This window comes from Janthinobacterium sp. GW823-FHT01H08 (genome assembly GCF_058797855.1).
Genome location: NZ_CM179504.1, coordinates 5,198,463 through 5,211,968, shown reverse-complemented (window position 1 = coordinate 5,211,968; position 13,506 = coordinate 5,198,463). Strand labels below are relative to the sequence as shown.

The 13,506-nt window shown below is 62.1% G+C and carries 14 protein-coding genes and 1 other RNA gene; 8 read left to right on the top strand and 7 right to left on the bottom strand.

Features of this window, described 5'->3' with window-relative positions; all coding sequences use genetic code 11:
- From AC3RCG_RS23390 to groES, 3 genes are all read right to left on the bottom strand, one after another.
- Entirely contained in the window at positions 1-474 is a 474-nt protein-coding gene (locus AC3RCG_RS23390; protein ID WP_070289263.1) for a hypothetical protein, read from the bottom strand.
- A 221-nt stretch (positions 475-695) separates the two neighbouring features.
- A complete protein-coding gene (gene groL, locus AC3RCG_RS23385) occupies positions 696-2,345 on the bottom strand; it encodes a chaperonin GroEL (RefSeq protein WP_070221899.1) in 1,650 nt (549 codons plus the stop codon).
- Between the two features lie 50 nt (positions 2,346-2,395).
- Complete coding sequence (gene groES, locus AC3RCG_RS23380; RefSeq protein WP_010400979.1) at positions 2,396-2,686, bottom strand: co-chaperone GroES; 291 nt, start codon at positions 2,684-2,686, stop codon at positions 2,396-2,398.
- Between the two features lie 524 nt (positions 2,687-3,210).
- On the opposite strand from groES, the gene AC3RCG_RS23375 reads away from it, so the two are divergent.
- The 5 genes from AC3RCG_RS23375 (at position 3,211) to AC3RCG_RS23355 (ending at position 5,610) form a co-directional block, all read left to right on the top strand.
- Positions 3,211-3,957, top strand: coding sequence for a hypothetical protein (locus tag AC3RCG_RS23375; protein WP_121670310.1), 747 nt, complete (start codon positions 3,211-3,213; stop codon positions 3,955-3,957).
- Positions 3,958-4,113: 156 nt separating this feature from the next.
- Positions 4,114-4,377: a DUF904 domain-containing protein gene (locus AC3RCG_RS23370; RefSeq protein WP_070289202.1), complete on the top strand. Its 264-nt coding sequence runs from the start codon at positions 4,114-4,116 to the stop codon at positions 4,375-4,377.
- Positions 4,377-4,688, top strand: a complete 312-nt coding sequence (locus tag AC3RCG_RS23365) for a cell division protein ZapA (RefSeq protein WP_034747344.1) — start codon at positions 4,377-4,379, stop codon at positions 4,686-4,688. Before AC3RCG_RS23370 ends, AC3RCG_RS23365 begins: the two co-directional genes overlap by 1 nt.
- Before the next feature lie 189 nt (positions 4,689-4,877).
- Positions 4,878-5,055, top strand: a non-coding RNA gene (gene ssrS, locus AC3RCG_RS23360) — 6S RNA.
- A gap of 90 nt (positions 5,056-5,145) precedes the next feature.
- Entirely contained in the window at positions 5,146-5,610 is a 465-nt protein-coding gene (locus AC3RCG_RS23355; protein ID WP_070289203.1) for an EVE domain-containing protein, read from the top strand.
- 8 nt (positions 5,611-5,618) lie between these two features.
- On the opposite strand, the gene lgt is transcribed toward AC3RCG_RS23355, so the two are convergent.
- Entirely contained in the window at positions 5,619-6,443 is an 825-nt protein-coding gene (gene lgt / locus AC3RCG_RS23350) for a prolipoprotein diacylglyceryl transferase (RefSeq protein ID WP_070311784.1), read from the bottom strand.
- Positions 6,444-6,522: 79 nt separating this feature from the next.
- The gene (locus AC3RCG_RS23345; protein WP_230502471.1) at positions 6,523-7,434 is read right to left on the bottom strand and encodes a LysR family transcriptional regulator; all 912 of its coding nucleotides are present in this window, start codon (positions 7,432-7,434) and stop codon (positions 6,523-6,525) included.
- A 173-nt stretch (positions 7,435-7,607) separates the two neighbouring features.
- Between AC3RCG_RS23345 and ilvD the strand changes: the two genes are divergently transcribed.
- The gene (ilvD, locus tag AC3RCG_RS23340) at positions 7,608-9,473 is read left to right on the top strand and encodes a dihydroxy-acid dehydratase (RefSeq protein WP_492401871.1); all 1,866 of its coding nucleotides are present in this window, start codon (positions 7,608-7,610) and stop codon (positions 9,471-9,473) included.
- Positions 9,474-9,693: 220 nt separating this feature from the next.
- Positions 9,694-10,005, top strand: coding sequence for a c-type cytochrome (locus AC3RCG_RS23335; protein ID WP_070221905.1), 312 nt, complete (start codon positions 9,694-9,696; stop codon positions 10,003-10,005).
- Between the two features lie 21 nt (positions 10,006-10,026).
- Here the strand turns inward: AC3RCG_RS23335 and AC3RCG_RS23330 are convergent, their stop codons facing one another.
- Entirely contained in the window at positions 10,027-11,034 is a 1,008-nt protein-coding gene (locus AC3RCG_RS23330; RefSeq protein ID WP_492402065.1) for an NAD(P)H-binding protein, read from the bottom strand.
- A gap of 108 nt (positions 11,035-11,142) precedes the next feature.
- Between AC3RCG_RS23330 and AC3RCG_RS23325 the strand changes: the two genes are divergently transcribed.
- A complete protein-coding gene (locus tag AC3RCG_RS23325; RefSeq protein ID WP_492401872.1) occupies positions 11,143-12,045 on the top strand; it encodes a LysR family transcriptional regulator in 903 nt (300 codons plus the stop codon).
- Here AC3RCG_RS23325 and AC3RCG_RS23320 read toward each other — a convergent pair.
- Positions 12,038-13,180, bottom strand: coding sequence for a branched-chain amino acid ABC transporter substrate-binding protein (locus tag AC3RCG_RS23320; RefSeq protein WP_070289205.1), 1,143 nt, complete (start codon positions 13,178-13,180; stop codon positions 12,038-12,040). The genes AC3RCG_RS23325 and AC3RCG_RS23320 overlap by 8 nt on opposite strands.
- Positions 13,181-13,506 lie beyond the last annotated feature (326 nt).

Sequence of the window (13,506 nt, the reverse complement as noted above, 5' to 3'; positions counted from 1 at the left end):
TTACTGCGTGGCGATGCGCTGCATGGGCGCATTGTCCTTGCGCCATTGTTCCAGGCTGATCAGCTCACCGCTGACGACGTCATCGACGAGGATGCGCTTGCCATCCTGGGAGACGACGAAACTCTCCCAGCGGTGCGCCGCGTCTGGCGTGTTTTCCACAAAGTTCAGGTCATAGTAGGGCTTGCCATCGATGAGACGCACGTCGGGCGACGTTTCCATCACGGCGCCGTGGGCGCGGCCGCCCGAAGCCTTTTCGATATGCGCCGACCAGGCCTTGATTTCCGGCAATGCCATCAGCGCATCGACGGCGCGCGCGCTCTGTTCTGGCGCCGCCTGGCTGCTCGCGGCCGGGGCATTGGTGCCGTGCGGCGCGCCTTGCTGGTGCAGGTAGAAAGCGCCGAGCCCGGCGGCCAGCAAGCCGGCCAGGATGCCGGCGATGATGGTGGTTTTGGAAGAAGAGGCGCGTGGCTGCATGATGGTGGCGTGAGAAAGAGGGACGATGGCGGCCATGCTAAAGCAAAACGTGCAGGCGGGCAATCGTTGAAATTTCTAAAAAGCAAGACGAAAAAAAGCCACCTTCCGTGGGAGGTGGCTTTCGGGGCCGCCGGGGAGGCGCTGGCAGCTTTTGGCCTGCCAGCCCTGTCCCGGCGTATGCGGCCAGGTGCGCCGTCGCCTGCGCGACTGGCCGCAGGACATTACATCATGCCGTCCATGCCGCCCATGCCGCCCATACCACCCATGCCGCCGCCCATGCCGCCGGCTGCCTTGTCGTCAGCGATTTCGCAGACCATGCAGTCGGTCGTCAGCATCAGCGAAGCGATCGAAGCGGCGTTTTGCAGCGCCGAACGGGTCACTTTGGCTGGGTCCAGAACGCCCATTTCCACCATGTCGCCATACGTGCCGTTGGCAGCGTTGTAGCCGTAGTTGCCCGCGCCAGCCAGGACGGCTGCCACGACGACCGAAGCTTCTTCGCCGGCGTTTTGCACGATCATGCGCAGCGGCTCTTCCATTGCGCGCAGGACGATCTTGATACCAGCGTCTTGATCAGGATTGTCGCCCTTGACCGTGATGTTGGCGCGTGCGCGCAGCAGGGCTACGCCGCCGCCTGGCACGATGCCTTCTTCCACGGCAGCGCGCGTGGCGTGCAGTGCATCTTCAACGCGGGCTTTCTTCTCTTTCATTTCGACTTCGGTGGCTGCGCCAACCTTGATCACGGCAACGCCGCCAGCCAGTTTGGCCACGCGCTCTTGCAGTTTTTCACGGTCGTAGTCCGAGGTCGCTTCTTCGATCTGTACACGCACTTGTTTCACGCGTGCTTCGATCGAGGCAGCTTCGCCGGCGCCATCGATGACGATGGTGTTTTCCTTGCCCACTTCGATGCGTTTCGCCTGACCCAGTTCGGCCAGGGTCACTTTTTCCAGGGTCAGGCCGACTTCTTCAGCGATCACCTGGCCGCCCGTCAGGACAGCGATGTCTTCCAGCATGGCTTTGCGGCGGTCGCCGAAGCCTGGTGCTTTCACTGCGCAGGTTTTCAGGATGCCGCGGATGTTGTTCACAACCAGGGTAGCCAGCGCTTCGCCTTCGATGTCTTCCGCGATGATCAGCAGTGGACGGCCAGCCTTGGCGACTTGTTCCAGTACCGGCAGCAGGTCACGGATGTTCGAGATTTTCTTGTCGCACAGCAGGACGAATGGGCTGTCCAGGACGGCAACTTGCTTCTCTGGGTTGTTGATGAAGTATGGCGACAGGTAGCCGCGGTCGAACTGCATGCCTTCAACGATGTCCAGCTCGTCGTTCAGCGACTTGCCGTCTTCAACGGTGATGACGCCTTCTTTGCCGACTTTTTCCATCGCTTCAGCGATACGCTCGCCGATCGAGTAGTCCGAGTTCGCCGAGATCGCGCCAACCTGGGCGATTTCCTTGGTCGTGGTGCAAGGACGGGCGATTTTCGCCAGTTCTTCGACGGTCGCTGCAACAGCTTTGTCGATACCGCGCTTCAGGTCCATCGGGTTCATGCCGGCGGCAACGAACTTCATGCCTTCGCGCACGATGGCTTGTGCCAGCACGGTCGCGGTGGTGGTGCCGTCGCCGGCGTTGTCGCTGGTGCGGGAAGCCACTTCCTTGACCATTTGCGCGCCCATGTTCATGAGCTTGTCTTTGAGTTCAACTTCTTTCGCTACCGACACACCATCCTTGGTGACGGTAGGGGCGCCGAACGAGCGCTCCAGCACGACGTTGCGGCCTTTCGGGCCCAAGGTGACTTTGACTGCGTTGGCGAGGATGTTGACGCCTTCGACCATCTTGGCGCGCGCTGCGTCGCCGAATACTACTTCTTTAGCTGCCATGTTCAATTCTCCTGAGTTTCGGGATGTATCTGTCTACAACGTGGAAACAATTACTTGACGACGATCGCCATGATGTCTTCTTCGCGCATGACCAGCAGCTCATCGCCGTCAACTTTGACGGTTTGGCCGGCGTACTTGCCGAACAGGACGCGGTCGCCCACTTTGACATCCAGAGGACGGACTTTGCCGTCGTCGAGAATCTTGCCATTGCCTACGGCAAGGACTTCGCCTTGATCCGGTTTTTCAGCAGCTGCATCAGGAATGATGAGGCCGGACGCAGTCTTGGTTTCCTGGTCGAGGCGTTTGACGATGACGCGATCGTTCAATGGGCGCAGATTCATACAAAACTCCTTAAAGTTCAATGGATAGGTGTTGCTAAATGAATACATGCCTGGCACAGCGCCAGGCGTGCTTTCAGTGACCGCCGTTGAAAGCAGCCCGCAACGGTCAAGCAAACCCCATGGCATCGGGTGCATGCCGGCGCTGGGCAGTGGTGGCATCGCGGCGTCGCCCGCCGCGTAGCGTTCCCTGCTGTTGCCCGGCAGACACCATCATGTCTTGAGGATTGCTACGAAAGAGTTTGTTAGCACTCTCTACTAACGAGTGCTAATTATAGGGACGGTAGGGGGCTTATTCAAGGGCTTATTCTCCGGGAAGATAAGCTTGGACGTTCTACGCAGCCTGCATTTACGCAGGGTTTGCGCAAACGCAAGCCTCGTTCCCGGGCGTCAGCAACAGGCGCGACTCTAGCATGCCCGTCAGGCGAACGGCGTTCCTGTACGCACAGGAAACAGAGTTTTGCTATGGACTTTGATAAGATGATTGCAATTGCATATCAATATTCCCCTGTACCAGAAAGCACACCATGCCATCGACTCTTTCCCGTCCCGCCCTGCGCCTGCTCGGTGCCGCCCTCGTCGGCCTCGCCTGCCTGGGCAATGCCGCCGCGCAAACGCCCACGATTCTCGACGAGATCACCGTGGCGACCCTGACGCCGCTGGAAAAGGACATGCTGCTCAACGAGCTGTTCAACGACCTCAACAAGGACGACGACGACCAGGAAGCGCATGTGTGGGACAACGGCGGCGACCGTGGCGTGCGGGTGAAAGTCACATATAACTTCAGCAACTCCGGCATGACGGAACACAGCCTGAAGGCGCACATCTGCCGCGACCTGAAATTCGTCGTCACGGCGGGCGACAAGTCGCAAGACCTGAGCCGCCGTACGTGTTCGCAGAACAGCGGCCGTTGGGATGTGCAGGGCAAGGACCCGGCGCCCGTCGTGTATCCGCCTTTCCTGTCCGACGTGACCATCGCCAAGCTGAATGCGAAGGAACAGAAATCCTTGCTGACGGCCGCCGTGCGCACCTTGAAAGATGAAGAGGATGGCAAGAGCCGTGAATGGAGCAACAAGGGGCTGGGCAATGCCGTGCCCTTGCGCGTCACTTTGACGCCCTCGCGGACGGACGCCAAACCTGGCAGCTACCACCGTACTTGCCGCGACTTGACGATGGTGCTTGATGGCAAGAGCGGCAAGCAGGAATTGACGCGCCGCTCGTGCGAAAACCGCTATGGCGGTCTCGATATCGAACCCGATTACGTCGACGAGTAAAACGCTGCCATCGCGGCGCCGGCGGATGCGTGCAGATGGCGAAACGCGCCGGAAAAAGCGTGTATTTCACGGCAACTGACCTGCATTGATGTAAATATGTGTGACAGCGGCGTGATTCGATTGACGCCCATGGAGCGTCCGCCCTATAGTGGCGGGATGATTTCCGAATTCAACGAATTATCCGACAAAATAGGCCTGCTGGCCGAAATGACCCATGCGCTGCGCCGTGAAAACGCGCAACTGCGCAAGGACAATGCCGCGCTGGCCGCCGAGAACGCCCTGTATGTGCAGCGCATGCGCGAGGCGCAGGAGCGGGTCGAGGCGTTGCTGGAAAAAATTCCCGAACTGGTGCAAGCCGGCCTGGAGCAAGCCGCTTCGGAGGCAGGCGCCTATCTTGCCGAGAACGAGAAGGAAGCGTAATGCCGCGTGTCGATGTCAATATCATGGGCCAGTCCTACAGCATGGTCTGCCGCGACGGCGAAGAGCGCGCGCTGCGCGAAGCGGCGATCTATCTCGATAGCAAAATGAAAGCCATCCGCGACGCGGGCAAGGTCAAGGGCAATGACCGCATCGCCGTGCTGGCCGCCCTGGGCGTGGCCGCGGAATTCCTTTCCGTGAAGTCGCCGCAAGGTCCGCTGTCGGAACTGACGATCCTGGAAGTGAAGCAAAAGATCTCGGCCATGCACACCGTTCTGGACAGCGCATTGACGCCCCAGGAAAACCTTTTTTAAACACCGAACCAAACCTACTACGCGTCGCGCCTTGCGGCCTGCGATGCTCTCTGTGCATTCGCACAGTTGCGCTTCTCGACCACAATTCATCGCCGCTCGCTACGGTTTTGTTCAGTGTTATTAATTGGATTTTAAGCGGACACGGTACGATTTGTCTTTGCGATGCGCGATCAAAGGAGTAAACTTGGGTCTACCCTGCGGTGTTCGCGATTGCCATATATTCCTTGAACCATTTATGCGCATCGGTTGCGAATTTTGTTTGATGGGAGTGAGCGTCGCTCGTTCGACGAACCCGAAATTGAACTAACGTGACCACCTTGAACCGTTTGGTTCGGGATGCCGGCATAGCGGCACAGGCGGGGCCCAATTTGCATTACATTTGTAAGTACAACTGAAAACGGTTGCCGCATCCTGCGCAACCGTTTTTTTACGTCTGGCGCTTTCACACGGAGTCCGCATGAAACAATACTGGCTGATGAAATCCGAACCCGATGAAGTGAGCATCGACGACCTGATGGCCGCGCCCGGGCACACCATGCCCTGGTTCGGCGTGCGCAACTACCAGGCGCGCAACTTCATGCGCGATGGCATGCAGGTCGGCGATGGCGTGCTGTTTTATCACTCGAGCTGCCCGCAGCCGGGCGTGGCGGGCGTGGCCGAAGTGGCCAGCGGCGCGTATCCCGATCACAGCCAGTTTGAAGAGGGCGGCAAGTATTTCGATGCCAAGGCCACGCAGGAACAGCCGCGCTGGATCAGCGTCGACGTGCGGGGCCTGAAGAAGACGGCGCTGTTGCCCCTGTCCGAGATGCGCCAGATGCCGGAGCTGGAAGACATGCTGCTGCTCAAGAAGGGCAGCCGACTGTCCATCACGCCGGTAACGCCGGCGCAATGGAAAGTGATTACAAGCAGGTTACAGGCTTAAACTGTTCATCAGGCAGCGCGGGCCTTGGTGGGCGGCGTGCCCATCACCTGGCTTTTATATGCCCACACCAGCAGCGCGATGGCGCCGACGATCATCGGCAGGGACAGCATCTGGCCCGAGGTGATCGGCACGCCCAGCCACACGACTTCCCAGTCCGGCGTGCGGAAGTATTCCGTGAAGAAGCGCGCGCAGCCGTACAGCAGGGTGAACATGGCGCCCACGGCCATGCGCGGGCGCTGCTTGCGCGCATACAGCCACAGGATGATGAACACCAAAATGCCGTCGACCAGCATCTGGTAGATCGGCGACGGGTGCACGGGATACGGAATGCCCGGCCACTGCATGGCCCACGGCAGGGTTTCCGGCGCGATGCGGCCCGGCAGTTCGGCATTGATGAAGTTGCCCAGGCGGCCGGCCGCGTAGCCGAGCGGCACCAGCGGCGCGATGAAGTCGAGCACGTCGAACAGGTTGCGGCCCGCCTTGCGGCTCCACAAGTACATGGCCAGGATGACGCCGAGGAAGCCGCCATGGAAGGACATGCCGCCATGCCAGACCATGAAGATCTCGAGCGGATTGTGCAGGAAGTATTCGGGACGGTAGAACAGCACTTCACCCAGGCGTCCGCCGATCACCACGCCCAGCATGCCGTAGAACAGCATGTCGTCGAGGTCTTCCTTCTTCCAGCCCAGCACGGCGATATGCGGCTGCTTGATGCGCACTCTGCCCAGGATAATGAACAGGGCAAAGGCCAGCACATACATCAGGCCGTACCAGTGCACGGCAAGCGGACCGATCTGGATGGCTATCGGGTCGGGCATCGGGTGTATCAGCATGGGGTTTCTTTCTTTGTTTAAAGCCAAGGTTGCGTAGTATGAGGGCGCTGGCGGTTTTTTGCCTTAGCGGCCACTTAATTTAATCGGCGGCAGCGCTGATCTGCTTGCGCAGCAGCGCCAGGAAACCTTGCAGCACGGCGGACGGATTGTCGCGGCGCCAGGCCAGGCCCGTTTCCACCAGCGGCGTGGCGTCCTGCAGCGGCCTGTATTCTACGCCCGGGCGCATCAGATTCGATACCGATTGTGGCACAAGCGCGATGCCCATGCCAGCCGAGACGAGGCTGACGATGGTTTGCATCTGGATCGCTTCCTGGCCGATCTGCGGCGTGATGCCGGCCGCGCGGAACACGCCGAGGATCGCGTCGTGCAGGGCGGGCGAGATCGCGCGCGGAAAAATAATCAGGGGCAGGGGCGGCAGGTCGCGCAGGCGCACGGGGCCCGGCGTGTTCAGGATGGCGAGGCCGGACGGCGCGGCCAGCACCAGCGGCTCGGCCAGCACGGGCAGGTAATCGAGCTCCCCTTTCGCCTTCTCGGGCAGGGGCGGGATCAGCAGGCCCGCATCCGTGCGCCCGGCCAGCAGTTCATCGAGCTGCAGGTCCGAGGTGGCTTCCTGCAGCGCGATCTGCACCTGCGGATAGGCCGTCTGATACGCGCGCAGCAATGGCGGCAGCACGCTGTAGTCGGCCGAGGAGACAAAAGCCAGGCTCAGACGTCCCGCCTCGCCCTGCGCGGCGCGCCGCACCAAGGCGGGCAAGTCTTGCGCCTGCGCCAGCAGCCGGCGCGCCTCGGGCAGCAGGGCCGTGCCGGCCGGCGTCAGCTGCACCTCGCGGCGCGTGCGCACGAACAGCGGGGCGCCCAGCTGTTCTTCCAGGGCCATGATGGTTTGCGACAGGGGCGGCTGCGTCATGTGCAGGCGCGCGGCGGCGCGGCCGAAGTGCAGCTCCTCGGCGACGGTGACGAAATAGCGCAACTGGCGCAGTTCAAGGTTCATATGCGTTTCCATGCAGATTGAATGCTGTGATATGTAAAACGACTCACAGGCACGTGCATCATATATTTGACAGTGGGGCGCGCGCAAGGCAATCTGGCGTACCCCCACTGCATGCAGGGTTTTGCTGGAAATCCGCGCAGTCAGGCATCAATCATCCTTGGAAGGACCCCATCATGCCGCAATACCGCTCCCGCACCACCACCCACGGCCGCAACATGGCTGGCGCCCGCGCCCTGTGGCGCGCCACCGGCATGAAGGACGGCGACTTCGACAAACCGATCATCGCCGTCGTCAACTCGTTTACCCAGTTCGTGCCCGGTCACGTGCACCTGAAAGACCTGGGACAGATGGTGGCGCGCGAGATCGAGGCGGCCGGCGGCGTGGCCAAGGAATTCAACACCATCGCCGTCGATGACGGCATCGCCATGGGTCACGGCGGCATGCTGTATTCGCTGCCTTCGCGCGACCTGATCGCCGATTCCGTCGAATACATGGTCAACGCCCACTGCGCCGACGCCATGGTCTGCATCTCGAACTGCGACAAGATCACGCCGGGCATGCTGATGGCCGCCATGCGCATCAATATCCCCGTCGTGTTTATTTCCGGCGGGCCCATGGAAGCGGGCAAGGTCGTCAAGGTGGTCAACGGCACGCAGAAGATCATCAAGCTGGACCTGGTCGACGCCATGATCAAGGCGGGCGACAGCACCGTCTCGGACGCCGACGTGGCCGAGATCGAACGTTCGGCCTGCCCGACCTGCGGTTCGTGTTCCGGCATGTTTACGGCCAACTCGATGAACTGTCTGACCGAGGCGCTGGGCCTGGCCCTGCCCGGCAACGGCACCATCCTGGCTACGCACTCGGACCGCCAGCAGCTGTTCCTGCGCGCGGGCCGTCTGATCGTGGAACTGGCCAAGCGCCATTACGAGCAGGACGATTACTCGGTGCTGCCCCGTTCCATCGCCACCAAGGCCGCGTTTGAAAACGCCATGGCGCTCGACGTCTCGATGGGCGGCTCGACCAACACCGTGCTGCACCTGCTGGCCGCCGCGCACGAGGCGGAAGTGGAATTCACGATGGCCGACATCGACCGCATTTCGCGCAAGGTGCCTTGCCTGTGCAAGGTGGCGCCGATGACGGACAAATACCATATCGAAGACGTGCACCGCGCGGGCGGCATCGTGGGCATTTTGGGCGAACTGGCGCGCGCCGGCCTGCTCAACACGACTTTGCCGACGATCCACGCGCCGACCCTGGCCGACGCCATCGCGCAAAACGACATCATGTGCACGGATAACCCCGCCGTGCATGAACTGTTCCGCGCCGCGCCGGGCGGCGTGCCGACGCAGACGGCGTTTTCGCAGTCCGAGCGCTTCGCGGCCGTCGACACGGACCGCAGCACGGGCTGCATCCGCGACAAGGCCCACGCCTACTCGCAGGATGGCGGCCTGGCCGTCTTGTACGGCAACCTTGCGGAAAAGGGCTGCATCGTCAAGACGGCGGGCGTCGACGAAAGCATCTTGAAATTCTCGGGCAAGGCGCGCGTGTTCGAAAGCCAGGACGCGGCCGTCGCTGCCATCCTGGAAGACACCGTGCATGAAGGCGACGTCGTCATCATCCGCTACGAAGGCCCGAAAGGCGGCCCCGGCATGCAGGAAATGCTGTATCCGACCTCGTACATCAAGTCGAAGGGTCTGGGCAAGGCGTGCGCGCTGTTCACGGACGGGCGCTTCTCGGGCGGTTCTTCGGGCCTGGTGATCGGCCACGCCTCGCCGGAAGCAGCAGAAGGCGGTGCCATCGGCCTGGTGGAAGAGGGCGATTTCATCGACATCGACATCCCCGAGCGCACCATCAACCTGCGCATCACGGCTGCCGAGCTGGCCGCGCGCCGCGCCGCCATGGAAGCGAAGGGCGACGCGGCCTGGCTGCCCGTCAACCGCGAGCGCTACGTGTCGCAGGCGCTGCAGGCGTATGCCGCGCTGACGACGTCGGCCGACCGGGGCGCCGTGCGGGATCTGTCGCAGCTGAAAAAACGCTGATCTGTTGCGTCAGTGCGACGGCCGGCCCCGTTTGACGATGCGGGGCCGCCTGTCGTTACATCGCCTTACAAACAACATGGTCATATGCGCGCAGATGGGGCAGAATAGCTATGCCTTCTGACGACATTGCGTGACTACATTGAAACGCTTGATCTGGGCTCGTGGTGCATCTGCGGAAACACAGTAAAATGCCGCAGGAAGTAACTTTGGAGAAAAGACAATGAAACGTTTTATGTTGGTGAGTGTATTGACCGTATCGGCTCTGGCATCGCAAGCAGCGTTGGCCAATCCGGACTTGGCGAAAGCAAAGAACTGCATGGCTTGCCACGCGGTGAGCACGAAACTGGTGGGCCCTGCGTTCAAGGACGTGGCTGCCAAGTACGCTGGTCAGAAAGACGCGGAAGCCAAGCTCGCGGCGAAAGTCATGAAGGGCGGTTCCGGCACCTGGGGCGCGATCCCGATGCCAGCCAACCCGCAAGTGAGCGATGCGGAAGCCCATACCCTGGTTAAATGGGTACTGGCACAGAAATAATCTGTGCCGCAGTACCTGCAATTAGCGCGCCGGCAATCCCGGCGCGTTTTTTTTGCCCGCTGTTTTATGCAGATTGCCCATGCCCTCCAGTGTCGCCCGCACCGCCTCGTCGAGCGGCGTATGCGGCTCCTGGCCCAGCACGGCCTGCAGCCGCGCATTGTCCATGGATAGAGGCGTTTGCCACAGATAGCGCATCTCGCGCATTTCGCGCAAGGTCGCCACGAACGGCGACGCCAGCGCCACCAGCCACCACGGAAAACGCCGGAGAGCGGGCGCCGCTCCTGTCGCCTGTTCCACCACGCGGGCGATCGCCCCCGTCATTTGCCGGCCGTCGTGGTCCCAGTGGCCGGCCATGTGAAAGCGCGCAAACGCGGGCAAGGTGGCGCGTAAAGCCAGCAATTGCACCATCGTGCGCGCCACGTCGGGCAGGTAGGACCACTGGTGGCCCACGCCGGGCGCGCCCGGATACAGCACCTTGCGCACGCTCTGGCCTGGTTTCACCAGTCCCTGCGAAAACCAGTTATTGCCGGCATGGGGACCGAAGAAGTCGCCCGCGCGCACGATCAGCACGCGCGCGCCCTGCGTGCTGGCCCGTTCCAGCCGTGCTTCCAGTTCCACGCGGATGGCGCCCTTGCGCGTGAGCGGACGTTGCGGCGCGTCTTCCGCCAGCACGGGAAAGGCGTCCGGGCCGAAGTTGTACACGGTGCCGGGCAGCACGATGGTGGCGCCTTCGGCCGTCGCCGCGGCAATCGTGTTGTCGAGCATGGGCAGCACCAGCTGGCCCCAGTTCCGGTAGCCGGGCGGGTTGACGGCGTGCACGATGACGGCGCAGCCTTTGGCGGCCGTCAGCACGTCAGTGCGCGACAGCGCGTCGCCGCGCAGCCACTCGATGTTATCTCGCCGTGGCGATGGCGTTTCTCCCCGCGTCAGGGCGCGCACCTGCCAGCCCGCCGCCAGTAGCTGGCGCACCATCTCGCCGCCGATGCCGCCTGTGGCGCCCAGTACCAATACTGTTTTCGTGTTCTCCATCATGACCTCCGTGTGGTTGATGACGCCAGTATCTGCCGCGCTGGGCTAATTGGGAATTGACGAACATCGCGTACAAGCTATACATTTATGTATGACCAAGTTGACGCCATGAACCCATCCATTGCCTGGGAATACTACCGCTCCTTGCTGGCCGTGCTGAAGCACGGTTCGCTCTCCGGCGCCGCCCGCGCGCTGGGCATCACGCAGCCCACCGCCGGCCGGCATATCGCGGCCCTGGAGCAGGCGCTGGGTGCGACGCTGTTTACGCGCTCGCAGCAGGGCTTGCTGCCCACGGAAGTGGCGCTGGCGCTGCGTCCCCATGCGGAAACCATGGAGCACACTGCCGCCCTGATGGAGCGCGCGGCCAGCAGCCAGGGGCAGGGCGTGGCCGGCGTCGTGCGCATCGCGGCCAGCGAAGTGGTGGGCGTGGAAGTGCTGCCGCCCATCCTGGCCCGCTTGCGCGCGCGCCATCCGGGCCTGACCATTGAATTAGTATTAAGTAACAAGGTGCAGGATTTGCTGCGCCGCGAGGCGGATATCGCCGTGCGCATGCTGCGTCCGCGCCAGGAGCAGCTGGTGGCGCGCAAAGTGGGCGAGATCGAACTGGGCCTGCATGCGCACGCCGATTATCTGGCACGCCATGGCACGCCGGCGCGATTGCTTGATCTGGCGCAACACGCCGTCATCGGCTACGACGAGGCGAGCCCCTTCGTGCGCAACGCGGGCGCGGCCTTCCAGGGATTTACGCGGGAAAGCTTTGCCTGGCGCAGCGACAGCGACCTGGCGCAACTGGCATGGATACGGGCGGGCGCCGGCATCGGCGTGTGCCAGGCGGGGCTGGCGGCGCGCGATCCGGCTCTGCGGCGCGTGCTGCCGCAAGCGTTTTCGCTGCCGATGGAAACCTGGGTCACCATGCATGAAGACTTGCGCGGCAGCCTGCGCTGCCGCGCCACCTTCGACGCGCTGGCCGAAGGTTTACTGGCTTACGTGGCCGGGCAGCCGCTTACTTGACCACTTCCATCTTGGTTTTCTTGCCATCCCGATACGTGAAGAGCGTCAGCGCGCCATCCTTGATGTCGCCGTTGGCGTCGAACGAGATCGGCCCCGTCACGCCCTGGTAGTGCACCTTGGCCAGATACGGCAGGTAGACGGACGGTTTCGACGATTTCGCATCCTGCATGGCGGTGGCCATGGTCATCACGGCATCGTAGACGTATGGCGCGTACAGCTGCACTTCCATATTGTATTTCTGCTTGTAGCGGGCGCGGAAATCGTCCATGCCTTTTTGCTGCGCGCCCGTCACGCCGCCCGCTTCCGCGCAGGTGACCATGTCTTCGCCGACGGCGTCGCCCGCCAGCTTGCCCAGCGGTTCCGTGCACAGGCCGTCGCCGCCCATGAACTTGGCCTTGATGCCCAGCGCCTTCATCTGGCGCAGCATGGGGCCGCCCACGGAATCCATGCCGCCGAAGAAGATCAGGTCGGGATTTTTCGACTTGATGCTGGTCAAAATCGCATTGAAGTCCGTCGCGTTGGCATTGGTAAATTCCTTGCCGACGATTTGCACGCCTGGCGCCGCCTTCTTGGCGCCCTTGACGAACTGTTCCGCCACGCCCTGGCCGTAGGCCGTGCGGTCGTCGATGACGGCGATTTTCTTCGCCTGCAGCTTGCCCACGGCATATGCGCCCAGGGTGCCCCCCAGCTTGTTGTCATTGGCCACGACGCGGAAGGCCGTGTTGAATTTTTGCTGGGTATAGGTCGGGTTGGTGGCGGCCGGCGAAATCTGCGGGATGCCGGCATTGAAGTAAATGCGCGAGGCGGGAATCGTCGTGCCCGAGTTCAGGTGGCCGACGACGCCGTTGACCTTGGCGTCGACCAGCTTTTGCGCCACGGCCGTGCCCTGCTTGGGATCGGCCGCGTCATCTTCGGGCACCAGCACGAATTTCACGGCTTTGCCGTCGATCTTGAAGCCTTTGGCGTTCAAATCCTCGATGGCCATCTTGGCCGCGTTCTCGTTATCCTTGCCCAGGTGGGAGCTGGCGCCAGAGACCGGGGCGACGTGGCCGATCTTGATGATTTCCTGCGCGCCCGCATGGCCGGCAAAGGCGAGGGCGAGGGCGAGAGGAAGGACTTTGGTCTTGAGCAGCATAAACATTCTCCAATGGATAAAGATACGGCGGCGTCTCGTGAAAACCGCTTCGAATGGCGGTACGTGTGAAGAAAGGTACAACAAAAAACAGGCGGCGCAAAGCCGCATTTCGGGCTTTTTACATTTTGTCGCAACAATCACCAAAGTGAGGCGCGATGCACCGATTTCGCAGGCGCGAGCGCACCAAAGAATGGCGTTGGAGGAAAGAATAGGGTAGGTCGGGCAGGTCGGGGTAGGTCGGGTTAGCGCGCAGCGCGTAACCCGACATTGCGCGGCATGCTCATAACCCAACGGCAAGGACGGGGAATGCCGGGGTCAGACCCGTC